This is a genomic window from Candidatus Tumulicola sp. (assembly GCA_035601835.1).
Taxonomy (GTDB): domain Bacteria; phylum Vulcanimicrobiota; class Vulcanimicrobiia; order Eremiobacterales; family Eremiobacteraceae; genus DATNNM01.
Genome location: DATNNM010000012.1, coordinates 156,562 through 181,464, shown reverse-complemented (window position 1 = coordinate 181,464; position 24,903 = coordinate 156,562). Strand labels below are relative to the sequence as shown.

The 24,903-nt window shown below is 63.9% G+C and carries 21 protein-coding genes; 11 read left to right on the top strand and 10 right to left on the bottom strand.

The annotated features are described in order from the left end of the window. Nucleotides 1-100: 100 nt before the first annotated feature. Genes VN934_08575 through rho form a run of 6 tightly spaced genes read right to left on the bottom strand, consistent with a single transcriptional unit; the run spans nucleotide 101 to nucleotide 6,208 of the window. Entirely contained in the window at nucleotides 101-1,744 is a 1,644-nt protein-coding gene (locus tag VN934_08575) for a TonB family protein (GenBank protein ID HXM18858.1), read from the bottom strand. 28 nt (nucleotides 1,745-1,772) lie between these two features. Then, nucleotides 1,773-2,702, bottom strand: a complete 930-nt coding sequence (locus tag VN934_08570) for a prephenate dehydrogenase/arogenate dehydrogenase family protein (GenBank protein ID HXM18857.1) — start codon at nucleotides 2,700-2,702, stop codon at nucleotides 1,773-1,775. Next, nucleotides 2,699-3,745 carry a 3-deoxy-7-phosphoheptulonate synthase gene (gene aroF, locus VN934_08565; protein HXM18856.1) on the bottom strand — a complete coding sequence of 349 codons (1,047 nt, stop codon included), beginning with the start codon at nucleotides 3,743-3,745 and terminating at the stop codon, nucleotides 2,699-2,701. Before aroF ends, VN934_08570 begins: the two co-directional genes overlap by 4 nt. Before the next feature lie 12 nt (nucleotides 3,746-3,757). Continuing rightward, nucleotides 3,758-4,153, bottom strand: a complete 396-nt coding sequence (gene aroH, locus VN934_08560; protein ID HXM18855.1) for a chorismate mutase — start codon at nucleotides 4,151-4,153, stop codon at nucleotides 3,758-3,760. After that, nucleotides 4,153-4,842: a pseudouridine synthase gene (locus VN934_08555; protein HXM18854.1), complete on the bottom strand. Its 690-nt coding sequence runs from the start codon at nucleotides 4,840-4,842 to the stop codon at nucleotides 4,153-4,155. Before VN934_08555 ends, aroH begins: the two co-directional genes overlap by 1 nt. 13 nt (nucleotides 4,843-4,855) lie before the next feature. Next, nucleotides 4,856-6,208, bottom strand: coding sequence for a transcription termination factor Rho (rho, locus tag VN934_08550; protein ID HXM18853.1), 1,353 nt, complete (start codon nucleotides 6,206-6,208; stop codon nucleotides 4,856-4,858). Nucleotides 6,209-6,220: 12 nt separating this feature from the next. Here rho and VN934_08545 point away from each other — a divergent pair, with 12 nt between their 5' ends. Continuing rightward, on the top strand, nucleotides 6,221-6,577 hold the full coding sequence (locus tag VN934_08545) for a hypothetical protein (protein ID HXM18852.1): 357 nt from the start codon (nucleotides 6,221-6,223) through the stop codon (nucleotides 6,575-6,577). 278 nt (nucleotides 6,578-6,855) lie between these two features. Here the strand turns inward: VN934_08545 and VN934_08540 are convergent, their stop codons facing one another. After that, nucleotides 6,856-7,515 carry a DNA-3-methyladenine glycosylase gene (locus VN934_08540; GenBank protein HXM18851.1) on the bottom strand — a complete coding sequence of 220 codons (660 nt, stop codon included), beginning with the start codon at nucleotides 7,513-7,515 and terminating at the stop codon, nucleotides 6,856-6,858. On the opposite strand from VN934_08540, the gene VN934_08535 reads away from it, so the two are divergent. From VN934_08535 to VN934_08520, 4 genes are all read left to right on the top strand, one after another. Next, entirely contained in the window at nucleotides 7,514-8,557 is a 1,044-nt protein-coding gene (locus VN934_08535) for a prepilin-type N-terminal cleavage/methylation domain-containing protein (protein HXM18850.1), read from the top strand. The genes VN934_08540 and VN934_08535 overlap by 2 nt on opposite strands. A 184-nt stretch (nucleotides 8,558-8,741) precedes the next feature. Then, nucleotides 8,742-12,038 carry a TonB-dependent receptor gene (locus VN934_08530; protein ID HXM18849.1) on the top strand — a complete coding sequence of 1,099 codons (3,297 nt, stop codon included), beginning with the start codon at nucleotides 8,742-8,744 and terminating at the stop codon, nucleotides 12,036-12,038. A 102-nt stretch (nucleotides 12,039-12,140) separates the two neighbouring features. Continuing rightward, entirely contained in the window at nucleotides 12,141-13,082 is a 942-nt protein-coding gene (locus VN934_08525) for a hypothetical protein (GenBank protein ID HXM18848.1), read from the top strand. 108 nt (nucleotides 13,083-13,190) lie between these two features. Continuing rightward, nucleotides 13,191-14,321: an AI-2E family transporter gene (locus VN934_08520; GenBank protein HXM18847.1), complete on the top strand. Its 1,131-nt coding sequence runs from the start codon at nucleotides 13,191-13,193 to the stop codon at nucleotides 14,319-14,321. A 70-nt stretch (nucleotides 14,322-14,391) separates the two neighbouring features. On the opposite strand, the gene VN934_08515 is transcribed toward VN934_08520, so the two are convergent. Both VN934_08515 and VN934_08510 read right to left on the bottom strand, forming a co-directional pair. Further along, the gene (locus VN934_08515; GenBank protein HXM18846.1) at nucleotides 14,392-14,850 is read right to left on the bottom strand and encodes a reverse transcriptase-like protein; all 459 of its coding nucleotides are present in this window, start codon (nucleotides 14,848-14,850) and stop codon (nucleotides 14,392-14,394) included. 100 nt (nucleotides 14,851-14,950) lie between these two features. Next, a complete protein-coding gene (locus VN934_08510) occupies nucleotides 14,951-16,186 on the bottom strand; it encodes a glycosyltransferase (protein HXM18845.1) in 1,236 nt (411 codons plus the stop codon). 397 nt (nucleotides 16,187-16,583) lie between these two features. On the opposite strand from VN934_08510, the gene VN934_08505 reads away from it, so the two are divergent. The 3 genes from VN934_08505 to VN934_08495 are packed head-to-tail and all read left to right on the top strand — an operon-like array spanning nucleotide 16,584 to nucleotide 19,080. Beyond that, the gene (locus VN934_08505; GenBank protein ID HXM18844.1) at nucleotides 16,584-17,321 is read left to right on the top strand and encodes a 3D domain-containing protein; all 738 of its coding nucleotides are present in this window, start codon (nucleotides 16,584-16,586) and stop codon (nucleotides 17,319-17,321) included. Between the two features lie 31 nt (nucleotides 17,322-17,352). After that, complete coding sequence (rsmA, locus tag VN934_08500; GenBank protein HXM18843.1) at nucleotides 17,353-18,249, top strand: 16S rRNA (adenine(1518)-N(6)/adenine(1519)-N(6))-dimethyltransferase RsmA; 897 nt, start codon at nucleotides 17,353-17,355, stop codon at nucleotides 18,247-18,249. Between the two features lie 6 nt (nucleotides 18,250-18,255). Further along, nucleotides 18,256-19,080, top strand: coding sequence for a CPBP family intramembrane glutamic endopeptidase (locus tag VN934_08495; GenBank protein HXM18842.1), 825 nt, complete (start codon nucleotides 18,256-18,258; stop codon nucleotides 19,078-19,080). A gap of 12 nt (nucleotides 19,081-19,092) precedes the next feature. On the opposite strand, the gene VN934_08490 is transcribed toward VN934_08495, so the two are convergent. Further along, entirely contained in the window at nucleotides 19,093-20,127 is a 1,035-nt protein-coding gene (locus VN934_08490) for a hypothetical protein (protein HXM18841.1), read from the bottom strand. 16 nt (nucleotides 20,128-20,143) lie between these two features. On the opposite strand from VN934_08490, the gene VN934_08485 reads away from it, so the two are divergent. From VN934_08485 to VN934_08475, 3 genes are all read left to right on the top strand, one after another. Next, nucleotides 20,144-21,259 (top strand): DNA repair exonuclease, encoded by a 1,116-nt coding sequence (locus VN934_08485; protein ID HXM18840.1) that lies wholly within the window; start codon nucleotides 20,144-20,146, stop codon nucleotides 21,257-21,259. Further along, on the top strand, nucleotides 21,256-23,835 hold the full coding sequence (locus VN934_08480; protein ID HXM18839.1) for an AAA family ATPase: 2,580 nt from the start codon (nucleotides 21,256-21,258) through the stop codon (nucleotides 23,833-23,835). Before VN934_08485 ends, VN934_08480 begins: the two co-directional genes overlap by 4 nt. A 122-nt stretch (nucleotides 23,836-23,957) precedes the next feature. Then, nucleotides 23,958-24,893 carry a glycosyltransferase family 1 protein gene (locus VN934_08475; GenBank protein HXM18838.1) on the top strand — a complete coding sequence of 312 codons (936 nt, stop codon included), beginning with the start codon at nucleotides 23,958-23,960 and terminating at the stop codon, nucleotides 24,891-24,893. Nucleotides 24,894-24,903: the final 10 nt, after the last annotated feature.

Below are 24,903 nucleotides of genomic sequence, written 5' to 3'. Positions count from 1 at the left end.
GTGTTCGATTACACGGCTTCGGCGGCCGTTCCTACCGATGAAATGGGGGGTCCGTCGGCCCTGCAAACAAGCGGTCGAACGAGTGTGTGCTCAGACACATCTACATGTTTTGACCGCCGGCTTGATTAGTTCTCTCGCTGCGGCCGGGGTCGTAACCTGAAATGTTCTGACCATTAAGTTCCTTAAATCGATCATTCACGGCGCGCATGCCGTCTTGGTTGTTCTGCGCCTTGAAAAGATCGAAGGCTTTATGAAAAGCCAGGTTCGCCTGGTCCTTTTTGTTCTGCCGGGCGAGCGCGACGCCTTGATCGTACCATCCGTTCGCGAAGTTTTGGTCGGCGTTCACCGCCGCGGTCGCGTATTTCAGCGCTGGGGAGACGTAGTCGAGCCGGCTGGCCGGCTGATTCAGCAGCACGGTGGCAATCGTCGCGTTAAAAGCGGCCGTGCTCTTGGGATCGGCGGCGATGGCTTGCTGCAGCGACGCGTCGGCCCCCGCGAAGTCGCCCTGCGCGGCGGCGATTTGGGCGGAGCCGAGCAGTGCGGTGGCGTTCCTTGGGTCTATTGCGAGGGCTTTGGCGTAGGCCGCTTTGGCAAGGTCGAGCTGCCGCTTCGCCACGTAGATATCGCCGAGATCGGCTTGGATATTCGCATTCTTGGGCTGCAGTTGCGCCAACTGCGACAGCGGGGTTATGGCCGCGTCCAACTTGCCCTTGCGGATGTAGTATGAGGCTAGGGCCTGATAGGGGTCAGGGCTGGCGGGTGCGACTCGTTCGGCCTCGTTGATCGCGGCGATGCCGTCGCTTTCTTGCCCGAGGTCGAGTTCCGTCAAGCCGATGTCGGTGAGGATGCGCGCGGTGATGTTGGCGACTTTCTTGTCGTCCATGGCTTGCGCGGTCTTGAATGTCGCCAGTGCTGTTTTGCTGTCGCCGGAACCCTGCTGTGCTTCACCCAGCTCTATCTTGTATTGGATCTCTTTAGGATCTAGGCTGCTCGCCTTTTGCGCGTAAGGCGTGGCGCCTTTGAAGTCGCGGACTTGAAGCAGCGTGTAGGCGTACCGCCCGTAGGCTGCGGGCGCGGTGTTGGCGGACTCGACCTTGGGATCGAGCGCGAGCGCCTTATCGAAGGCTTCGGCCGAGGGCTTGAACTTGGCGTCGGCCTTGTTGGTAACGCCGTCGTTGTAGTAGGCGACAGCCAAGCGGCTCCACATCTTCGCGTTGTTCGGCGATAGCTGGACGCCCTTATTGAACACATCCTCGGCTTCCGCGAACTTCTTGGTGTTGATGAGGATCGTGCCGTAGGCGAGCCGCGTCGCGGTGTCGCCGGGGTTCGCCGCGAGTTTCTTGCCCAGGTCGCCCGTGCTGCCTTCGTTGAGCGCGACGCCTTGCAGCGTGAACTTGTAGGTGAGATCGTAGAACGCTACGATCGCCCTGCCGTTGCTCTTCGCGGGAACGTACGTCGATTTCTTGAGAGCGGCGACGACGGCATCGTCTAGATCTTTGTGTCCGGACGATTTGAAGACGGCCACGGTCTTCGGCTTGCCATCCAGGGTTACGAGCACCTTGGCGCGTACTTCGCCGATCTCGTTCGCGGTGCGCGCCTGATCCGGGTATTCCGGCAGGACCTGATTCTTGAATTTGGGAGCGACGTACGAGTCGGCGCGCGCGGGGGCACTGCCGGCGTACGTCACGATGCTTGCGGCGACTGCGACGAGCGCGGCCGCGATGCTCCGATGCAGGTATTGCATGGGTCTCCTTCGCGTTACTTGTGGATGATTAATAGCGATGGGTGGCGGCCGTTTTTCTCCGGGCAGGTTGCAGAATCCGCCGTCTTGCACCGGCTCCAGCCGCAAAAAGTTGGGCGAGTTGGCGCTCGTGCCTGCCGTTCAGAGCCTTGGCGAGCATATCCACCCGGCGCTTCAGCGCCAGCAATGCCCTCCGCACGTTTCCGCGGTTGCCGAGGAGACTGGCCTTCCATACTAAGAACGGCGAATCGGCGAGCCGCGTTGCGCCTCGGAGGCCCGGCCCGGCGAGTTTTCCCGCCGCCGGTCCGCCGGCATCGCGCCATGCGAGCGCAAGAGCGGTCGAGGCGAGCTGAGGCAGGGCGCTGGTGACGGATACGATGCGATCGTGCTCCGCCGGCGGAACCCACACGGGCTTGGCGCCGAGACGGCGCACAAAGCGCTCGGCTGCCCTTCGTGCGCTTGCGCGCTCCGGCTGAGCTGGAGCGTACAACGCAAAAGGCATGCCTTGAAAAAGATCGGCACGCGCCGCGCCCGGACCGCTGCGCTCGTTGCCTGCGAGGGGGTGGCCGGCGACGAAGTATGCGTTGCGCGCGCGAGCTGTGGTATGCCGGACTTTAGTCCGGCTTTGTCGGCGCAGCGCTCGCTCCGCTTCGCGCACGACCGGCACTTTGAGCCCGCCGACGTCGATGACCAGCGCGCTGGAGCGCGCCATCCTGAGAACGCGCGGCAGCATTTTCAGGATTTCGGGAAGGGGCGCGGCGAGCACGACTACGGCAGCATCGCGCACTGCGTCTTCAAGACTGGCGGCGATGCGTGTGATCGCTCCTCGCCGTTTTGCCTCGCGTGCGTTTGCACGTTTCCGGTCCCATCCGACGATAGCGCTTGATTTTCGGCGCAACGCAAGGCCGAGAGAAGCCCCGATCAGTCCGGTGCCGATGATGGCAATGCTTTGCCGGTTCACGCGAGGGCGGCTGCGTCCGATGCCAGCGGCCGGCCCACGGCGCGCGCGATCGGCCTGAGTCCCTCCATCAGCGCAGCGAAGTTGTCAAACGTCAGCGACTCGAATCCATCCTTGAGCGCCTCGGATGGGTTGGGATGGACTTCGATGATCAATCCGTCAGCCCCGGCGGCCAGCCCGGCGCGTGCCATCGGCGCGACGAGATCCCATTTGCCGGTGGCGTGGCTCGGGTCCACGATGATGGGCAAGTGCGTGAGCTGCTTCACCAGCGGCACGGCGCTCAGGTCAAGCGTATTGCGCGTCGCCGTTTCAAAGGTGCGGATGCCGCGTTCGCACAGGATCACGTCGTGATTGCCGCCGGCATAGATATACTCCGCGGCGAGCAGCCACTCTTCGATGGTCGCCGACAGACCGCGCTTGAGCATGATCGGCTTGCGCGCTTTGGCGACTTCCTTCAATAGATTGAAGTTCTGCATGTTGCGCGCGCCGATCTGGAGGATATCCGCGTATTCCTCCACCTGTGGCACGTCGCGTGGATCCATGACCTCGGTGATCACGGGTAGTCCGGTCCGCTCGCGCGCTGCCGCGAGGATCTCTAGACCCTCCTTGCCCATGCCTTGGAATGAATACGGCGACGTGCTGGGCTTGTAGGCGCCACCGCGCAACAGCGTCGCGCCGCACTTCTTCACCCACGCCGCGGTTTCGAGCATCATATCGCGACCTTCAACGGTGCACGGCCCGGCCATCACATGCACGGCTGTGCCGCCGATCTCGACACCGCCCTTGAGCCGGATGATCGTGTCGCCGGGCGCGCCTTCTCGGCTGACCAGTTTGAAGGACTTGCTGACCGGCATGACCCGCTCGACCTGCGGCAGGCTGGCCAGTTGCGCGGCGAGCATGTCCTTGTTCTCGCGCACGCCGAGCACGCCGATGATGAGCCGCTCCGCGCCCTTGGAGACGTTGACGCCGTATCCCATCGCGGTGACTTTGTCGACGACCGCCTGGGTCTGCTCTGGGGTGGCTCCCTGCTTGATGACGATGATCAAATAATTATCCCTTTAGAACGTCGTGCCGGCGGTCTGCGGATCGTCCTCGCCTGAAAGATCGGGCCGCAATACGGTAGCACCGTCAAGATAGACGTGTTTGATGTCGGCTTGGCTTGCCTCTGTGTTGAGCAGGATCAAAACCCGGATGCAGGCTCTTAGTCTTCCCGGCACGTCCACTTCTCGGCCGCATAACAGCGGCACTTTGGTCCAGCCGAGCTGTCGCGCAGCGGCCGCGGGAAACTCGTGATGGAGATCGGCAGTGGTGGTGAAGAACACCGCGGCGATGTCCGCGGGTTCAACGCGGTTGGCACCGACCATGGCCACGAGCAGCTTTTCAGTAGCCGAAACGATGTCTTTGGGCGTGCTGTCGGGCGCGGTGATCGCGCCGCGGATGCCTCGGACGGTCATCAGCCCCGGTTCCGGTGCGCCGTGAGCAGCGCCTGCAGGGCCTGAATTTCTGCTGAATCAAGCGCGCGATGATCGCCTGCGCGAAGCCGGCCAAGACGCACCGGCCCGTAGCGCGTGCGCTTCAACGCGGTGACGCGCAGGCCGGCTTGCGCGCACGCTCGACGGATCTCGCGATTCTTGCCGCTGCGCAACGTCATGGAAAAACAAAACGTGCCGTTCGGATTGCCGCGCACTTTGCGCGCACCGAGTTTCTCGACCGCGGCGGCACCGGGTTCGCCGCCCACTTCCACTTCATACTCGCGCTCGACCGCGAACTTCGGATGCATCAAGACGCGCGCGAGTTCGCCGTCGGACGTGCACAGCAGCAAGCCCGTGGTCGCTGCATCGAGGCGTCCGATCGGGAAGAGACGCCGCCCCGGCGGCATGAGTGAGGCGACCGACGGGCGTCCCCGTTCGTCGCGCATCGTGGTGACGACGCCGGCGGGTTTGTGCAGCGCGATCGTGACGTGCGTCTCCGCGGTGGCGACGACGCGTTTGCCGTGCAGCCTGATGTCGTCGGCGGCGGGGTCCACGTCTGCTCCAAGCGACGCGCGCTTGCCGTTCACCGACACGGCACCGGCTCTTATAAAAACGTCGGCGCCGCGCCGAGACGCGACGCCGACATCGGCCAGGTATTTGTTGAGTCGCAAGTCCTACGTGTTTTTAGCGGTCGCTGTCTCCGGCGATGGACATGGCTTCCTTGGTGACCGACTTCAGGAACTCTTCGTTGCTGTCGGTGCGCCGGAAGCGCTCGAGGATCAACTCGGTCATCTCCTGCGTGCCGAGCACGGCCGTGGCGCGGCGCAGCATCACGATCTTGCGCAGCTCGATCTCGCTGAGCAGCAGTTCTTCGTGACGCGTGCCGGAACGCTTGATGTCGACCGCCGGGAATATGCGGCTGTCGGCAAGCTTGCGCACCAGGTTGATCTCCATGTTGCCGGTGCCTTTGAACTCTTCGAAAATGACGTCGTCCATCTTCGAGCCCGTCTCGATCAGCGCCGTGGCGATGATCGTCAGACTGCCGCCGTTCTCGATATTGCGCGCTGCGCCGAAGAAGCGCTTGGGTTTGTGCAGCGCGCTCGTGTCGAGGCCGCCCGAGAGCGTTCGCCCGGTCGTCGGCATGACTTGGTTCCAGGCGCGCGCGAGGCGCGTGATGGAGTCGAGCAAGATGACGACGTCGTGACCGAGTTCCACGAGTCGCTTGCAGCGCTCAAGGGTGAGCTCGGCGACCGCCGTGTGGTTGTCCGGGTGCTCGTCAAAGGTCGACGAGACGACTTCGCCCTCGATCGAGCGGCGCATATCGGTGACTTCTTCGGGGCGCTCGTCGACGAGCAGCGCGAAGAGATCCACTTCCGGATGATTGGCTGCGATGGCGTTGGCGATCTTCTTCAACATCGTGGTCTTGCCGGCTTTGGGCGGCGACACGATGAGACCGCGCTGGCCCTTGCCGATCGGACAAAGCAGATCGAAAACGCGGCCGCTCATCTCGAGCGACGAGGTCTCCATTTTTAGGCGCTGGTCGGGATAGACCGGGACGAGTTTGTCGAATACCGCGCGGCCGCGGATCGCCTCCGGGTCTTGGCCGTTGACCGCTTCTACTTTGAGGATGCCGTGATACTTCTCGTTGTCTTTGGGATCGCGGATCAGCCCCGCGATTTGATCGCCGGTGCGCAGTTCGAAGCGCCGGACCTGCGATTGCGAGATGTAGACATCGTGCGGGCCGGGCCGCATGTTCTCACGCCGCAGAAAACCATAACCCTCGGGCAATATCTCGAGCACACCGGTCGCAAAGTTCAGACCGGCGGCTTTTGCTTGCGCTTCGAGGATCGGGAAAACAAGATCTTGTTTCTTGATGCGTTGCAGGTCGGGGATTTCAAGCGTTTTTGCGAGCTCGATGAGTTCGGTGCGCGTTTTTTCTTCCAGCTCTTTGATGTTCAGGATGTTCATGACCGTGCCGTCTTTGGTCTCGTACGTCTTCGGCTGCGGCGGTTCGATGCGTTCTTGATACGGGCGCATCTGATACACGCGTTGCCCGGCGCGATCCGGCCGCCCGCGATCGTATCTTCCGCCGCGCTCGGACCGCTCGGGGCGGTCGTAGCGTTCGGACCGTTCGCCTCGATCCGGGCGTTCTGGGCGCTCACCGCGCTCCATACGTTCGCCGCGTTCCGGGCGATCCGCGCGCTCTATGCTGCGGTCCACGCGATCCGGGCGCTCCGCGCGTTCTCCCCGATCCGCTCGGTCTACGCGCTCGGGGCGCTCCGCGCGCTCGGGCCGCTCGACGCGAGCCGGACGCTCCACATCGACGTCGATTTCCATCGGTCGAGGGACGCGGTTGCGGGTTCGGTATGTGGGAGGTCTGGGCGGAGCTTCCGAGGATTCTTCTAAAGGTGATTGAGGATCGTTTTCTTCTTCCACGCTGATCTTACCGCCTCAACAGGACAGAATTGAAGTGAGGTCGCGGCGCAGAGTTGCGCGGCGACGCGTTTTTACGAACTACCATTGCTTGGTATCATGACGAAATACAGTAACGTCTTTTCGACGGTGCGGGTGTTACGTTGAGTGGGATGTATGGAACGCGATAAGCCGCGCCTACTTCAGTTTCGCACGGCGCTCACGTTTACAAACTATAGCATAGGCGCTTGCGAACGTCAATGATGAAGGGGTTACGGAGCGGGTGTTTTGGATACGCTACGGCTGCCTGCATCGTAGAAGCGCAGCGGCCAGTCCTGTGCGACCGATAGACCAACGCGCTTGGCCGCTTTGACGATTGGGCGTTGCTTCGATGCAGCGATGATACGCATCTCTCCGGAGCGCAGGTCCTTGCCGTCGCAGCGCCGATCGATGGAAAAAGCGCGGCACAGATTGCCGGGGCCGCTTGCAAGTCTATGGTCTGGCACGCCCGCGAGGCGGCGGCGGCGCATTGCCGCAACGCCGGCAATCGGTTCTACCGCGCGGATGAGGACCGCGGCGCCGGTGCCCGGGCGTTCCGTGGTCACGTTGAGGCAATAGTGGCTACCATATATGAAGTAGACATAGGCGCGGCCCGGATCGCCGAACATGACCGCGTTGCGTTTGGTGCGACCGCGGTAGGCGTGGCATGAGGGGTCGACCAGCGGCAGATACGCTTCGGTCTCCACGATTCGACCGCGCACCAGGGTGCCCGCATCGGGCTCGCCGCGCGGAATGCGGCGCTCGAGCGTCGCTCCGATGAGTCGCCGCGCTACATCTATAGTGTGGCCTTTGAAAAGAGCTGCGGTCGTCTTCCGGGCACGTTTGTTTGGGGCTTGACCGGGTGCCATCGTTGCGTGATGATGGGAGAACATGCGCTGGTTGTCCTCTCGCGGCTACACGCTGGTCGAAGTCCTCGTCGCGATGATGGTTTTGCTCGTCCTTATCTTCGCCGTGGGCGACGCGATCGCGCATGCCGTCCGCATGGAGTCGGTAGACGCCGGTCGTGCTGCCGGTGTGCGTTCGTTTTCCGAGTTGACCGCGCGCTTATCGGAAGAAGCGCGCAGTTCGACGGCCGTATTCCTACCGAGTGTGGACGTGCTCGGCGGATCGAACGACGCCGAGAGTGGTGGGGCGCACGAAATCGATTTCTACCGCCGGCTCTCCGCGGGCGGTGACGCCTACGTCGCCTACTGTTTCGACAGCCACGCCGGAACGGTAACGCGTTACGAGTATTCGCGCGCCGCGGGCGTGCCGGCCATCGTTCACGCCGACGTCGTGGCCTCAGGCATTGCCGCTCTTGCCGCTCAGCGCACTACGACCAGCGGTCTCGCGGACGTGGTCGGCGGCGGGAGCGTTTCACGGGTTTCTGTCATGTACGGCGCGCAGGATGTGATCGGGGGCAACGACATCGTGTCGGTGTCGCTGCGAAGCCAAGCTATCGGCGGTGCACCCGGTCGCAGTATCACGCTGCACCTTGCGCCGCGCATCGCGCCGACGTCGTTGGCGGTACTCGTACCCGCTCAGCCGCTGCCGCCGCCGCCGGTCGGCGTGCGGACCATCCCGTTCGTCATCAACATAATACACGGATCGCTTATTCATCCGCCGCATGGGCCCTGGCATTTCGCCGATCCGGGAGTTCAGCTTCCGGATGGGGGCGCAAGTACTATTCATTTTGGCTCAGTGGCGGGTGTAGCGCAATGGATAGGACCTGGCGAAGAGTTGGATTGGCTTGCCCTCGCAAGCGATTTCGCAACGCTTTCAAGCGGAACGTACACATACGCAAACGGCTCCGGCGGGCAGGTCACCGTTGCCATCTCCTGTGGGCAAACTGAATGTCCCAGATTCGTCCCTCTGCCCGTTTCCGGCTCATCACCGCCCCCTTTGGGAAGCATCGCTTTTGACGATGCTCCCTGACCCCACCCCCATCGTGCCCTCGCAGGAATGACCCTCCCCTAAAAGAACCCTCATCCTGTCGAACTCCAGCACTGGGGCGCATTACCTCGGTCTGCGCTCGCTGTTTTCGGTCTGAAGTTTCGACTCGCGCGCTGAGCGCCCGGGCGCCAACACCAATAAGAACCGGGTGCAGGAGGATTATCGCATGCCCAAGTCGCTCATCAGGGCGCTTTCGGTGGCAGCTTTTGTGTTCGCCTTCGTTTTTGGTCAGGCAACAGGGACTCTGGCCAGCACAAACCTCGGCGGTCTCTCAGGCACGGTCACCAATACCAGCGGTCAGCCAGTCGCAGATGTCAGCGTCACCGCGGTGTCGCCGTCGTCCACGGCCAAAGCAACGACCGGGTCCAACGGCTTCTACGCGATGGCGGGTTTGGCACCGGATACGTATGTGCTGACGTTCTCCAAATCCGGATACGTCACGCAGCCGATCCCCGGCGTCACGGTCACGCAAGATCAGACGGTCACGGTCAACGCCAGACTCCAAACCCAATTGACCACGATCGGCAAGGTCACGGTCCGCGGCCAAACCTCTCTTGTGCAGCCGTCGGACACCGCGGACAAATACACGGTCACGCCGCAGAACATCATGAACATCACCGGTACTCCGCAGAACATCTCGGAAACGGCGGTGCTCAACTCCCTTCCCGGCATCACCACCGACAACGCCGGGTACCCGATTATCCGCGGCGGCGCCGAGAATGATGAGGGCTATCAGCTCGAGGGCATCGACGCCACCGAGCCGGTAACCGGCCAGTTCATCAACAGCCTGTCGCTGGCGGGCGTATCGCGCCTTGTCGTGTCGACCGGCGGTTACGACGTGAGCGCGGGCAACACCAACTCCGGTGTGGTGAACGAAGTGATCCGGCGCGGCGCGTACCCCGGCTCGGGCTTGACCACGGCGCTTGTCAACGCGCCGAACTTCGATCACCGCTTTGCGTTTGAATACGGCAACGGGTCTGCCGATCAGCGCTTCAGCTACTACTACGCTTTCAGCGGCCTGCGCCAATACCGCGTGGCGGGCGATACCCGCACGTTTTTGCCGCGTACGGTCGGCGGCGTGGGCGATGCGGCTGGCAACGAAAACGTCCTCAACCTCTTCTATCGTTGGGGCAAAGACAACCGCAACGAGATCCAATACCTCGGTGAGAACGGTGCCAATCTGTTCGACGAGAACTACAACGAACTGCAATACGGCGGCACGGCGACCGCGATTTGCCAGTCACCGCTTGTGCCGTGGTACACCCCTGGACCGCTGGCGGGCGGCACCCGGCCGGCTTGTCTCCCGTATGCATCTAACAATACGGCAGTCCAAATCAACCTGGACTTCCTGATCAGCGCGGGCGTCCTCGGCGTGAACGCGCCGCTCGGCAGCGGGGCTTTCTTGCCGAACTTCCCGGGCCAAACGTCAGTGGTCCAGCCCACTGGTGGTGTCGGGGGAGGGTTCCAGAACATTGAGAACATCGGCTGGCCTGACAACGAGAACAACCAGCATTTCATCCAGAAGATCGCCTACAAGCGGCAGTTCAACTCGTCGAGCTTCGGTCAACTGCGCTTGTTCCGGACCAACATCTACGACCACTTCTTGCTGCCGTGGGACGGCGGCGCGTTCGGCGACTTCGTCCAGCAGGTCGAGGCCAACAACCTCGGCATCGGCGCCGACTTCCAGACGCAACTGTCGAGCCACCACGAATTGGCGCTCGGCGCCGAGACGATATACTCGACGACGCATTCGGTGTTCGGCAACATCTCGTTCGCGCCGGTAGTCGAGCCGCTTCTGGTGAGGGGCTGCGTCTTGTCGGCCCTCTTCGGAGTACCGCAGGGAACGACGGCGATAGCCCTCGCGCCCGGACTTCTGACTGGGCAATGCTACATCGGTCCTTTCAATGCCGCCCTAAATAACTTGGTCGGCGCTGGTTTGCCGACCGGCGGCCCCAATGCCCCGCTCTCGGTGTTCCCGACGACGGTAGCAATGGTCAACGACCCGGTGCATCGCAGCGACCTCTACCTCCGCGACCGCTGGACCCCGAGCGACAAGTTCACGATCGTCGCGGGCGTGCGCTGGGATCAAGAGATTCTGGAGATCCCGAAGGACGCGGCTGCGCAGTCGACGGGCTACGTGGTCGATAACTCCGGTAACGTGGTCGAGATTCCGGGCTTGCCCATCGGCAACGACGTCACGCGGCCGTCGCAGGTCAGTCCGCGGCTCGCGATTACGTACCAACTGAACGCCAGAAACGTGTTCCGCGCTTCTGCCGGCACGAACATCGAATTCACGCCGGAAGCCAACATCGAGAACAAGTACCAGATCGATCCGGCTGCGTTCGCGTGCACGATAGCGAGCGGCTGCTACCTGCCGCTGCCCGGCTTCGGCACGACCAACAGCATCGGCAACCTCGGCCGTCAGATCATCGTCGATCTCAACGCCAACAACTTCGCCCAATACACACCGGTGAAACCACAGCGTGCGTTCAACGCCGATTTCTCGGTTGAGCACGATTTCGGCGGAGGCCTGGAAATGAGAATCACGCCGTACTACCGTCGTGGAACCGACTATGTGGTCGCGAACACGCCGGTCGTCGGCACGCTGCTCGACGGCACGCCGATCTTCGGCGCGCCGCGCGAAGAGAACGCCGGTGAGAACCGCAACTTCGGCGTGGAGTTCTCGCTCATCAAGAACGTGCCGTACGGTTTCTCGGGCTTCCTCAACGCCACGTACGACAACACGCTCGCCAACTACAACAGCGACTTCTTCCCGTCGGTGAACAATGCGGCGCTCGCGCTGCATCACTTCTTCCACGTCTCGTATCTGGCGCCGATCACGGCGACCGGCGGCCTTACGTACTACGATCGCCGGGGCATGTACGCGACGCTGGAACTCCCGTATGAGTCGGGCTATCGCTACGGCGTGGGCAAGAAGACGTTCGTCTTCGCGAACTGCAGCGACGTAGCCGGGTGCACCGGCGTTCCGACGTCGCTCGTTCCCGTCGAGGTGCTGAACACGGATCTCGCGTCCACGTCGCTTGGTCAAAACTCCAACACCAGCGCCTACTACTTCACCGACCCGGCGAACCCGGGCACCATCTTGCACCCGAACATCACCGGCAGTCGTGGCACGCCTGACGGAGACGATCCCGGCACGCTGCGCGGACCGCAGCGCCTGTTCGTCAACCTGACGCTTGCTCACGAAGTCGGCAATGGGCCCAACAAGATGACGGTCGGCGTGCGTGGCTCCAACCTCCTCGGCAACTACACCAATGGCGTGGTGGCGGGCAACTCGCGCTATCGCAACAATGGTCTTGGCGGCTTCAGCGGCACCTCCGGCACCAACGCCGTGAACCCGCTACAGCAACCGCTACAATTCCCGCGCAGCCCGCTTCCGTTCGAGAACGAAGCAACCGGGCCGGCGCGCCTGTTTACGTTCTTCGTCAGCAGCAAGTTCTAAAGAAGACGTAGACGAGCCATGACTGGGGCGGCGGCCGGTCAAACCAGCCGCCGCCCCGGGATTGTCGGCCCAGATCAAGAGCTAAGAAAGGATAATCTCGAAATGCACAGACTCAAGGCAGGACTCGTTGGACTGCTTTGCCTGGTAGGCGTCGCGGGTTGCACGACAAATAACAGCATCGCTCCCACCATATTCAGCACCAACGCGACTCTCCAACTCTCCGTGGGGACGGTGGCCGATTACGGCAATCCCGCGATTCTTGCGAGCCGGATAAACCATTTAAGCACAGCGGGTCCTCTCGCGTTCGTCAACGCAGTTTCAACCTTTAGGAATCAATTCGGAAACTCGGCGTATTTGGTGCCGGGGACGGCCACTCTAACGCTGCCTAGTACGGCAGTCTCAACCGTTGGTAGCCTTTTCGAATACGGCCAGGCGGCGGGGAACAATGGCATCTACGGAGTTGCGCCGGCGTTCAATCCGATCGGAGGCTGTCCTGCCGCCCCCAACTCGTGCGTGCCCACGGGGTACATCTACCAGTCAAGTCCGCGGGCGACGTTCGGTGCAATCCCGATCGCCGGAGGGACGTATACCCTAGCCACCAGCGTGTCGGTGAACGGTGGCACGATCCCGTACAGCGCCAGCGCCACCTTACCGGCGCTTGCTGGCATCCTCGCGAATCCATGCACGGGCCTGGCTTTTGTCAGCGACGGTTTGGGGGGCGGCACGTTCACGCTGACGCCTGCCGCACCGCCGGCCGGCGTTACGGAACGGGTTGTGATCGTGACGGTCGGCACGTCGAATCAAACGACCGTGAGGGCTGTGGTATTGGCCAGCGGCAGCACAGGCGTTGTTCCAGACGTCAGCAGCTCGTGGGGGGCAAACACGATTGCCGCAGGCACGAACCACGCGTTTTGCATGGGCGCGGATTTTCCGTGGATCGAGGACGGGCAGCCCAACAATACAGCGGCAGCGCCGACCCTCACCAACGGCATCAACGGCACCAGCAACTTCTCCGTGAGCGCATATTTCACGATCGTAGAATAACCCGCCCTATGGACCAACATGCACGGGCGGCAGCGATGCCGCCCTTCTTTTTTGCTCGGATGCCGGACCAAGGTCCGGCATACCACATTGGGCGAACCGGCCCCGTCTATGTTCGAACCCAACGACCGGCTGACGCGCGCACTGCGGTTCGTTCTGCTCGTCCTGGCCATCATCGCGCTCGCAGCGGTCGTATGGATGGTCGTCAGCAAGATCCTGCTCGTCGCGATAGTGCTGATCGGGGCGGGCTTCTTCGCCTACCTCATCTATCCGGTCATCGCTTGGCTTGAGCGGCGGCGTTGGCCGCGCTGGCTCGCCATCACGACGGTCTACCTTCTGCTCGCGCTGCTGTTGACGGGCGTCGGCGCCTTCGCCGGCCCGAGGGTCACCGTGCAAGGGCGCACGTTCATTCACGACTTTCCTACCCTCGTCAGCCAACTGCGTGACGGCATCGTGAGCGCCAACAATAGTCTGCTCTCTGCCGCGCCTGAAGAGACGCGCCAGACCATTGCCAACCTATTCGATCAACTCGTGTCGGACTTGCAAGCCTATGCCGGCACCGCGGCGGGACAAGCGCTGCGCATCGCGCTCAACGTCGTGTCGGTCATCACCGGCCTGATCATCGTGCCCATTCTGGCGTTCTACATCTTGTTGGATCTCGATCGGCTGCGGGATGGCACGATCGCGCTATTTCCGGCACGCTATCGCGAGCATATCCTGGGCGTGCTGCATGACATCGATGCAGTGCTCGGGGGTTTCATTCGAGGCCAAGTCATCGTGGCGGCCGTCGTGGCAACGCTCGCGACCGTCATCTTGCTCGCCTTCCATATCAAGTACGCCTTGCTCATCGGCGTGTTCGTCGGCGTCATGGACGTCATTCCGTACGTGGGCGCCATCGCGGGAGCGATTCCCGCTGTGATACTAGCCATCTTCGAGCACGGTGCCGTTTGGGGCGTGCTCGTCGCGCTCGCGTTTTTCGCGATGTACGAACTCGAGGGCCACTTCATCGCGCCGTTCATCGTTGGGCAACGGGTCGGCCTGCCGCCGCTGATGGTGATCGTCGCGATCCTCATCGGCGCCGAAGTCGGCGGCATCCTCGGGATGTTCGTGTCAGTGCCGCTGGCCGGCATCATCCGCGTGTTGTGGAATCGCTTCGCGCACCCGCAGGTCGTGGTGGAGACGAGCGGATTGATCGCGGCGCCGCTCAAGGAACCCGAGCCGCTCGTGGTCGTGGAAGACTAAGAAAAAACCGGGGCTAAAGCCCCGGCACTACAAATCCGAGCTTCGCTCGGAACGCTACATCTAATAAGGTTTACATCGCGAGGGGGGCGGCGAGGCTGTCCGTCTTGGCGCGCAGCGCCGCGAGCCGTTCCGGTCTTTCCAGCACGACCTTTGCGCTTGCGAACTCGTTGAGTTTGCAGCCGAGCAGGATGTACGCTAGCGTGAGCTCACGGTGCGGCTGCGTTTTTTGTTCGAGTTCCGCGACCAGTTGCGCGTCGTCGACGTGAACCGCTAACCGGCGGATGCCAAGACTTCGCAGCCGATCCAGCGCAGCGATCAAACCAGCGTAGATGTAGTCTCTTCCTTGTTGCGACGGCTGCTCTCTCACGGAGAAGGGGATGAAGTGCTCTCCCGTGCCGTCCCCCGCGCGGTCGAGCAGCGCCACCGCGGCTATGCCGCGGCCCGCTCCGCAACGGACCACGGCGATGTAGGCTTGGCAGTCGCTGCGCGCGCCGGCGGGGGCCGATCTGCGGCCCGTTTGGGGGGTCATTTGGGGGAGGAGCGTTGGGGCCATCATCGTGGTTCAATTTTAATCGAACGAGTGTTCGATTGTCAAACCCAAAGCCGGACGTAAAGTCCGGCATACCACATTACATCTCGGCTGGTTTGTCTTTCGGGACGGCGGCGTCTATGGGGTCGAAAAGGGCCTCGAAGTCGGCCATTTCGGCCGTTCCCGCTTTGTTCGCCATGACCGCCTCGTACACGGCGACCACTCGCCCGGCGTTTGCTTTAGCATCGAATGCGGCAGCAGCGGTCAGCGCGTGGGCGGAGGCCACGGCCCTTTTCTCCGGATCCGTCAGCAGGCCGAGCAGCCCGTTGGCCATCGCCTCGGGATCTTCGACCAACTCTCCAGCGATATTCGCCCCAAAGACATCGCGCGTTTGCGGCGTGTCCACGGCGATCACGGGCACGCCGGCTGCAAAGGCTTCGGCGAGGACCAGCCCCTGGGTCTCGGTGATCGAGGGGAACGCAAACGCGTCGGCTGCAGCGTAGAATCCAGGCAGCTCCGCGTTGGGTACGCTGCCCGCGAAAATGACCGATCCCGCAAGTCCGTCCGTGCGCGTTTGGGCCTTCAGGGCTTCCGCCAACGGGCCTGAGCCAACGAGCAGCAGGCGCGCCTCTGGGAGCGCCTGCCGCAAGCGCGCGAAGGCCGACAGCGCGAAGGGGATGTTCTTCTCCTGGGCCATGCGCGAGACCAACAGCACCAGCGGCGCGTCCACCGGGATGCCGAAGCGCTGCCGAACGGACTTTGCCTCGACCGCTCCCGCACCGCGGAACAACTCGATGTTGATCCCCGTGGGAATCACGGAAATCGGGGCCACTACGCCTCGTTCCCGGAGTTGGGCCGCCACCGCCCGGGTGGGCACGATGACGGCATCGGCGGCGTTAGCATAAGTCCGGGTCAGCTCTCGGGTTAGTTGCGCGGTGAGCCGCCGCCCGAGCGGCGAGTAGTGCGCGTAGCTTTCCAACAATGTGTGATACGTGAAAACCAGCGGCACGCGAAAGCGACGTCGCGCATAATACGAGGCCATCCATCCCGTGATGAAAAGCGAATGACTGTGAATGACATCGCACTGGCTCAGAAAACGGATCTTGTTGCGCCGCGCGACCAGCGGTAACGTCAATCGATATTCCGTGCGCGCGGGCAGCGGCAACGACGGCATGAAAAAGACGCGGCCTGTCGTCTCCGCGCCATTCGGAATGCGCGGCGCGAAAGTATAGGCCTCGTGACCGAGCGCACGCAGCTCTTCGCCGAGCGATTCGACGGAGGTGACCACGCCGTTGACGATCGGGCGGTACACTTCGGTGAAGATGCCGATTTTCATGATTAGCTTGAGCTTCTCGTACTCCGGAACGATGCGGGCGCTCGCGTTCCTGTGACTGAACCACGAATCCTTCAGCGGGACCGTTGGGTCCGCACAGCGGGAATCCCTTGTGACACGGGCATTTGCCGTGATATAATTCGCGTGTTGCAAGGGCAGTTTGTCGCCCCCGCCATTTTGGCGCGATACAAGCCTTCACTCCGGCATCTCGAACATCGCTCGTCGCTGAAGGCCCTACTTCAACCACCGGCTTCGGACGTATACGATCTGACCGTTGGCCCCATATGAGGACCTTCTATTGACGCGCTACCCTGAAATTCGAATCGCGTTTGTCACTTTACTCATCGTCGCCTATTCAGCGACGAGCTCCGCAGCTTCTGTTCCGCTTCACTCGCACTGGATGTCGCCACGCAACGACGGCGCATTGGCATATTCGGTCACGATGACGTTAACCGATCAACCGATCGAAGCGGAAGCACGGCTGCGCGCCTCCGTTGCGACCGCGCAAGACCTGCTCACCAAACCCAAATTCGATGATCTGCACGGCACCACCACGATGGTCAGACCGGTGCGCATCTTGAGCCAGTTCCGCACGCATCGCGAAAAGTTCAACCTTGCCTCCGAGGTCCGCTTTAGCCCTAACCTAGCTCCCGGCCAGCGGAAACTCGTGCGCAGGGGCGTGCCGGGGCTCAAAGTGGTCACCGAACGGGTGACCACCTGGGATCGGGTCGTCGTCGACCGCCAGGTCGCTCACGCCACCTTGCTTCGTAAGGCCAAAGCCGGGCTGGTCATCGAGGGCGCCCCGCAGACCTACGAGCAACTGGCCGCCTCCTCCAAGTTCCGGAGGCTGCTAGGCGTTTTCACGATGGTCGCCACGGCGTATACGCCCTGGACTGCTACCGCGTACCCGACGGGCCGCACCGCGACCGGCATCGCCGCGGGTTACGGGATTGTCGCGGTGGATCCGCGCGTCATCCCGCTCGGATCGCACGTGTTCGTGCCGGGCTACGGCCTGGCGATCGCGGCTGATACGGGCGGTGCGATCATCGGCAACCGGATCGACCTCTGCATGGAGTCGGTCAGGGATGCGATCGTGTTCGGACGCCGCGCCGTGAAGGTCTACCTCGTAGAGCAGTAGGCCAGGCGCTTCCGGCGAAGGGCGACGGTATATGACCGGCGACCCTTCTTTTTTTTCGCCAAAACGTCTGCTCGCCGAACGAGGCTTGAGCCCGCGCAAACGGCTCGGGCAGAACTTCCTTATCGATCAGCGCTTTGCCGGGCGTATCGCGGGCGTGCTGCCGGCAGGCTCGTACGTCGTCGAGATCGGCGGCGGCACGGGCGCATTGACCGCCGCGCTCCTTGCCGGCGCGCGCGGTGTGGACGTCTTGGAGGTCGATCGAGGCTTGGCGGCGATCTTGCGAGAGCGCTTCGCCGATGCGCCGAAGGTGCGCGTCTTCGAAGAGGACGCGTTGGAGTTCGACCTTGCCGGCGCCCTGTCGCGCGAAGCAGCGCCGCGCGCGGTGTGCGGCAATCTGCCCTATTACATCACCACGCCGCTGCTCGAGCGCATCGTCGGCTGCTCGGACGTGTGGGAGACGGCCGTGGTGATGGTGCAGCGCGAATATGGCCGCCGCTTGAGCGCCGCGCCGGGCACATCGGACTACAGCAGCCTAACCGTCTTCGTGAACTACCACTGCCGGGTCGAGCACCTCTTCGACGCCGGAGCGGGTGGTTTTTATCCGCCGCCCGCCGTGGCGTCGTCGGTCGTGCGGCTCACGCCCAAGCGCGATCGCGATGCAGGCGTGCGAGATCCTGCGCTCGTGCTTTGGCTTTCGCGCGCCGCGTTTGCGCAGCGTCGAAAGACCCTCGTCAACAGCGTGCTGTCGAGCTTGGCAGCTCAAAAGGTCGACCCGAACGCTCCGCTCGGACGAGGCGACCTCGAAAACGCGGTGCGCTCGATCGGAAAAGATGCGAACATCCGCGGCGAGCGTTTCGCGCTCGACGACTTCATCAAGCTTGCCAACGCGTTGCATGCGCAGGGCTTTCGCGTCCCGCGCCAAATCTAGGACCTCTTGGAAAACGTAACCCTTAGCGAAGAGCCGATCATCATTCCCCCGGCCGGCGAACCGCCGGCCTTCACTGCGCACTGGGGCGGCTGGCGGGTGTTCGGCATCTTCGTCTTGTGCGCGGTCGTGTTCGTCATCGGGCAATTCGTCGTCGCGCTGCTCGTCATCAAGAACAGCCCGTACCTCACGAAGATGCTTTTCCACGTTCGCCTGGGGAGCCCGGCCGAGCAGCTCGCGTTCTACAAGGCGCTGCTCACGGCTCCCGTGATCTTCTGGACCGAGTTCGTCAGCGACGCGGGACTCGTCGGCTGTCTATTGCTGGTCGGCAAGTTCGCATTAGATATCACGCCGCGGGCGCTCGGCTTGCGGGTGCCGCAGCTCGGCGCCGTGGGCATCGGAGTCCTTGGCGGGCTGGCATGCCTGGTGCTGGGTGAGGCGATGGGCCTGATACAAAGCAGGCTCTTGGGCGAGCATCCGCAGGTGACCGCGGTCATCCTCGCCTCCCACCGTGGTGCGATGTCGTTTGCGCTCGACCTGCTCGCAGTCTCCGTCATCGCCCCGATCGCGGAAGAGATCTTCTTTCGAGGCTTCCTGTTCACGGCGTTCCTGCAGCGTCTGCCGCTGTCGCTCTCGGCGATCTTGAGCGGCGTCATCTTCGGCTTAGGCCACGGCGATCTGTGGAATGCGTTGCCGCTCGCCGCCATCGGCGTGGTGCTCGCGTATGTCTATCGCAGAACCGGGAACCTATGGTCCAACGTCATCGCGCACTCGATGAACAACGGCATCACGTTGGCGCTCGCCTTCGCGTTTCCGGAGCTTGTGAAGCACTAGGATCGGATCAGCCTAAGGTCCGGCGTGCCAAATCCCGTTGGTCCTGCCCAGCATGAACGCGATGTAGGCGACGTACAAGATGCCGCAGAGCGCGAACGGCGGCGCCTCCAAGCGTCTGCGCACCAGCGTCCATACGAGCACGAGCACGACCGCCGCCCCCGCCCCAGCTGCCGCAGCGTAGGCGCCGAACTCGAGCCGCCACGGGCTTGCGAGCATGGCGATCGCCGATGCGGTCGATGTCTGGAACATCATCGCGCCGATGACATTGCCCACCGCCAAGTCGTCCTTGCGCAGGCGCATCCAGATAGCGACGTTGAGGACCTCGGGAAGCTCGGTGGCGATCGGGCTCAAGAACAGCGAAACCAGCAGCGGCGAAAACTGCAGGTCTGCGGCGGCCGCGGCGACCGATGTGACAAACCAGCGCGAGGCGAGCGCGGTGAGGGTCAGCGCGACGAGCAGTTGCAGCGCGACGAGGATCAGCGGCGGCCTTGCAGCGCGCGGTGCGAAGCGCAAACGCGGCGGCTGCTCGTCGCTTTCTTGCCCGCGCACGCGCATGTGATACGCGATGTAGATCGCGTAGGCCGCCAACGCCGCGATCGACGCCGACACGCGCACCGCGAAAGTGGGTGCAAAGGAAGCGCCGATGACGAGCGCAAAAGTCAGACCGAATAGCAGCAGTCCGAAGGTCGTCACGTTGAGCCTGACGTGGAGCGCGCCGCGCTGGCGGCTCCGCGCGATGGCGATGACGCCGATGAGGCAGAACACGAACGTCGCCAGCATGAAGGGGGCGCCGATAACTGCGCCGATGCCGATCGCTTGGCTCGCGGGGTCGCGCAGCACGATGAGAGCTACGAATGCCACCATGGTCTCGGGCAGAGACGAGCCGATGGCCGCGACGATCGCACCGGCGGCGCTGCGCGTGAGACCGAAGATCTTTCCGATCCATTCGACCGCGTTGGTGAACGCGTCGCTTGCAAGGGCGACCAGCACCAACGCGCCGAGAACGCTCAGGGCGATCTGCACGGCGAGTCCGTTTGTCCTCTGCATGGGCGGCGACCTTTAGATGCCGTACCGCATCCTTCACATCGCCGACGTCCACCTCGATATGGCGTTCGCCGGGCTTGACGCGGGTCTCGCGAATCGGCGCCGCGCGCAATTGCAGGACGCGTTCGAACGAACGCTTGCCCTGGCGCGCGAGCGCAAAGTCGACGCGCTGTGCATCGCCGGCGATCTTTACGAGGACGGCCGCTCGGGCTTGGACCGCGCCGCGTATTTGCGCCGCTCCTTTCTGGACCTCGCGCCCCTCAGAGTCTTCGTCAGCCCGGGCAACCACGATCCCTTCACCCCGGCCTCGCTCTACCGCTACATGGACGTGCCGGACAACGTCACGATTTTCGCCGAGCGGCGCATGCGCGCCGTCGAACTCGCAGACGGTCTGACGTTGTGGGGCTGCGGCCACGAATACGCGCTCGATCGCGAGCCCATCCTCAAGGGCTTCGCGTGCGAAGGCGACGGCATGCACCTGCTGCTCTTCCACGGCTCCGACAGCGCGCACATGCCGCCCGACAAGGAGTGCATCGCGCCCTTCACCGACGCCGACCTGCAGCGCTCCGGCGCAGCCCACGCCATGGTCGGGCACTTCCATTCGCAATTGAGCCGCGGGCGTTACGCGTATCCGGGTTCGCCGGAGCCGCACACGTTCGCTCAGGCAGGCCGTCACACCGCGTCGTTGGTGACGATCGAAAATCGCAGGGTGGGCGTCGATTTTATCGACGTCAATCGGACCCGCTATGTCACGCTGGATTTCGATCTCACGGGCATGAGCGATCGCGCGGCGGTCTCAACCGTCCTGCGCTCGGAGATCGCCGCCGCGGTGGACAAACCCGGCGAGGTGTTCTGCCGCGTGCGCTTGGTCGGCGCCGCGGCACCGACGCTTGAGGCCTCCTCGGCGGAACTCGCCGAGGAGCTGTCGCCCGCGTTTCCGGGACTGGAGATCGTCGAAGCGTTCGCCTCGTTCGACCTCGCCGCGATCCAGAGCGAGGGTCACACCGTCCGCGCTGAGTTCGTGCGCGCGCTGCTCAAACGGCGCGAAGCGGCGAGCGATGCGGAGCGCCTGCAGCTCGACCGCGCGCTGCATTACGGGTTGCTCGCGTTCGCCGAGAAACCGCTCCAAATATGAGGCTCGTCGAGCTGCAAGTCAAGGCATTCGGTAGACTGGCGGGGCTCAACGTCCTCTTCGGGCGCGGCCTGACCGTGATCGCGGGGCCGAACGAATCCGGGAAGACGACGCTGGTCGAATGTATCGTGCGCTTGTTGTTCGGGTACCCGTCGGCGCGCTACAACGACGACCGCAAACGCTTCGCGCCGTGGAAGGGGGGACCGCACGAAGCGACGTTGATTTACGCGCTGGACGACGGCCGCATGTTGGAGACGTGGCGCGACTTCGCGAAGAGCGAAGTCCCCACCAATACCTGCGATCATCAGACCAAACGGCCGTTGCGCGAATACTCCGGCACGCGCGAGACCTCGCCGGGATCTTCGCTCTTCAAGCTGTCGCTCGCCGCCTTCGAATCGGCGGCCGTGATCCGGGCGGCCGAGTTCGCCGAGAAGACCGACGACGATGCGCGCAAAGCGCATAAGCTGCTCGCCGAGCGCATCGCCGCGCTCGTCGGCGCGGCCGGAGACTCGAGCGCCGCGGCGACGATCGAGGCGCTCAAGCAATTCCTCACCTCGATAGGCGGCGCGCCCAACGCGACCAAGTCGCTCCTGACCGGTGCCCGCGCACGCTTGCAAACGGCGCGCGCGGCCCTCGACGAGTACCAGGCGGCGTCCGAAGTCGCGCGAGCGAATATCGAACGCCGTTCCAAACTCCAAGCCGATCTTGTCACGCTATCCGAGCGGCGCGCCGCGTTGGCGCGCGCCAAGAATGTGGCGGAGCTCGCCGGCGTACGCGCGCAGCTCCGAAGCGTCGATGCGGCGCAGCAAGACTTGACGCGAGTGGAGGCAGGCCGGGCGTCCAGCGGCGCGCCGGCGCCCGTCCTTCTCGCCCGCGCGCGCGATGTCGACGACGCCATCGCCGGATGGCGCTCGGCGCGGGAGAGCGAGGAACTCGCTGTCAAAGCCGCCGGTGAAAAGGAGAGCGAGCGGGAAGCGGCGCGCCAGGCCCTTGATGCCTGCGAGGCCGCGATCAAGGATGCGGATAGCCGGGCCGCGCAGTTGACCGCCGCGGTGACCCGGCTGGCTCCGCGCGCGGGATCGGCAGAAATCGACGCGGACACGCTCGATCGCCTCGAGCGGCAATTCGAGGACGTCGATCGCCTGGAAAGCGAAGCGCGGCGCAAAGAGACCGCCTACGCCATCTCGCGCCACCGCCCGAGCCAGGGGCCGCTGGCGGCGCTGATCGTGACCATCATTTCGATGTTCGGACTGATCCTTGGGCTGCTCATGCGCGTACCGATGGTCGCCTATGGCGCCGGCTTCGGGCTCGTCGCCGGCATCGCGCTCTTCGCGGTGTGGGCCGTCGCTGCGCGCCGCGGAGCCGGGAGTGCCGAACTGCTCGAGCGCGCCTCAGAGGATGCGCGCGCAGTGGCCGACCAGTGGGCCAAGGCTCACGCCGCCGAGTGTCGCGCGGTAGGCAGCGACGACATCACCGCCGTGCGCGCCGCGCGCATGGCGCAGCTCGAACGCGAACGCATCCGCGCGCAACTCGCCGCGGCGCAGAACCAAGCGGAGCAGGCTCGCGCTCGTGCAGAAACGCTGAACAAGCGCTTTGCTGATTTCTCGCACTTCGACCAGCAAGCGGTCACCGCGCGCCAAGTGCGCGAGGAGCGCGAGCGCGCCTTGGCGGGCATGCTTGACGCCGTCGGGGTTTCCGGGGCCACCTTGGAGGATCGGGTTCAAGCATTCCGAGACCTGCGGCAAAAAGGCGATGGCGCGGTGCAGGTCGCCCAAGATATGGGGGGCGCGCAAGTCAAATTGGTGACCGCCTTGGCTGGATCCACGCCCGATGCTTTGCGCCGCCGAGAGGCAGAGCTGCAGGCAGCGCTCGATGGCGCGGCGGGAGCCGATGGCAGCGCGCCTGATCTCGCGGCATCAAGTCTTGCGGCGCTTTCGACCGAACTCCAAAAACTGGAAGAGCAGTCTCACGAAGCCGACAAGGAGCTCGAGGGAGTCAACGGCGAGTTGCGCGATTTCGAGCGGCGTTACCCCGGCGGCGGCGCGGCGCTGGAAGAGCATGTCGCCCTGAGCCAGGCCCGCGAGACCTATTTGGAAGCGGCGAAGTCCGCGGCGACCACGGCGCGTGATGGGATAGAAGCCGCCAAGGTCGCCGTGCACAGCGATTTTGCGCCGGTGCTCGGCGCCGCAGTCGGCGCTGCCGCGACGGCGATCACGGGCGGACGATATTCGGAGGCGGGCGTAGATCCCGATGACTTCACGGTGCGCGTGCGCCCGCCGGAAGGCAGCTCGTGGGTGGAAGCAAGCCTGCTGTCGAGCGGAACGCGCGAGCAGCTGTACTTGGCGCTGCGCGCCGCGATCGCGCAGGCCTTGGGCTCGGGCGAACGAGTGCCGCTGCTGCTCGACGACGCCCTCGCGCACGCCGACGAGACGAGGCAGCGTAGCGCTATACGCCACCTTGCAGCCCTTGCGGCTCAGGGTCAACAGATCATCGTCTTGACGCAACGCGAAGGGCTTGTCGAAGCGGCGCGCGATCTTTCGGGCGTCACGGTCGTCACGCTTGACGGTCCGCCGGCCTGAGCAAACCACTGCGGCTCGGCGTCGACGCGCTCAACGTTCTGCACGATCGACGCGGCATCGGCCGCTACGCGCGGGCCCTGCTGCGGGATTGGCTGACGCGGCGGCGCGAGAGCGTTGACATCGTGCTTCTGGTTCCGCATCTTTTCCCCGGTTTGTTGCGCACGCGCCTGACCGAGGAGGTCGGCGCCGAGGGTTTTTCGGTGGCGCGACGCGCGAGCGCCGCGCGACTCGGTCTGGACCTTGTGTGGTATCCGTGGAACGGCATGACGTGGATCGCGCCGGGCCGCCGCGTCGCGACCGTGCACGACGTTTGGCCTTTCGCGTCGCCTTCGGCCGACCCGCGCATTCGCCGCAACGAGCAGGCGCCGTTTTTGCAGACGGCTGCCAACGCCGACCGCATCGTCGCCGATTCGGCATTCACCAAATCTGAGATCATCAGGTTGTTGTCAGTCGATGCCGGCAAGATCGATGTGGTCCACTTGGGAGTCGACGTCGACTTGGCGAGCGCGGTGGCACCGGCCAGCCCGCCTCCTGGACTCAAGCGCTACGCGCTGTTCGTCGGCGAAGCTGAGCCGCGCAAAGACCTTGCGACGCTGCTCTCAGCGATGGCGCAGTTGCCGGATGATGTGCGGCACGCGACCGGGCTCGTCGTCGCCGGCAGGGCGACGCCTGACGCTCAGGCGCGCAGTTTCAGCGTGACGTACGAGGGCGAAGTCGGCGATGAGCGGCTTGGGGCTTTGTATGCGGGCGCCGCCGCATTCGTTTTTCCATCGACGTACGAGGGCTTCGGCTTGCCGGTGCTCGAGGCCATGGCGTTCGGCGCTCCGGTGATCGCTTCGAACGCGGCAAGCGTGCCCGAAGCGGGCGGCGACGCGGCTCTCTATTTCCGGGCCGGCGATTCGTCGGCACTGGCGCGTGCCATCGCGGAAGTGCTCAGCGACGAGCGCCTAGCCGCAACCTTGCGCGCAGCGGGCAAACAGCGCGCCGCGCATATGACGTCGCGCCGCACGGCCGATCAAACGTTGGAGATTTTTCAGAAGATGATTTCCCGGGGCTAAAGCCCCGGCG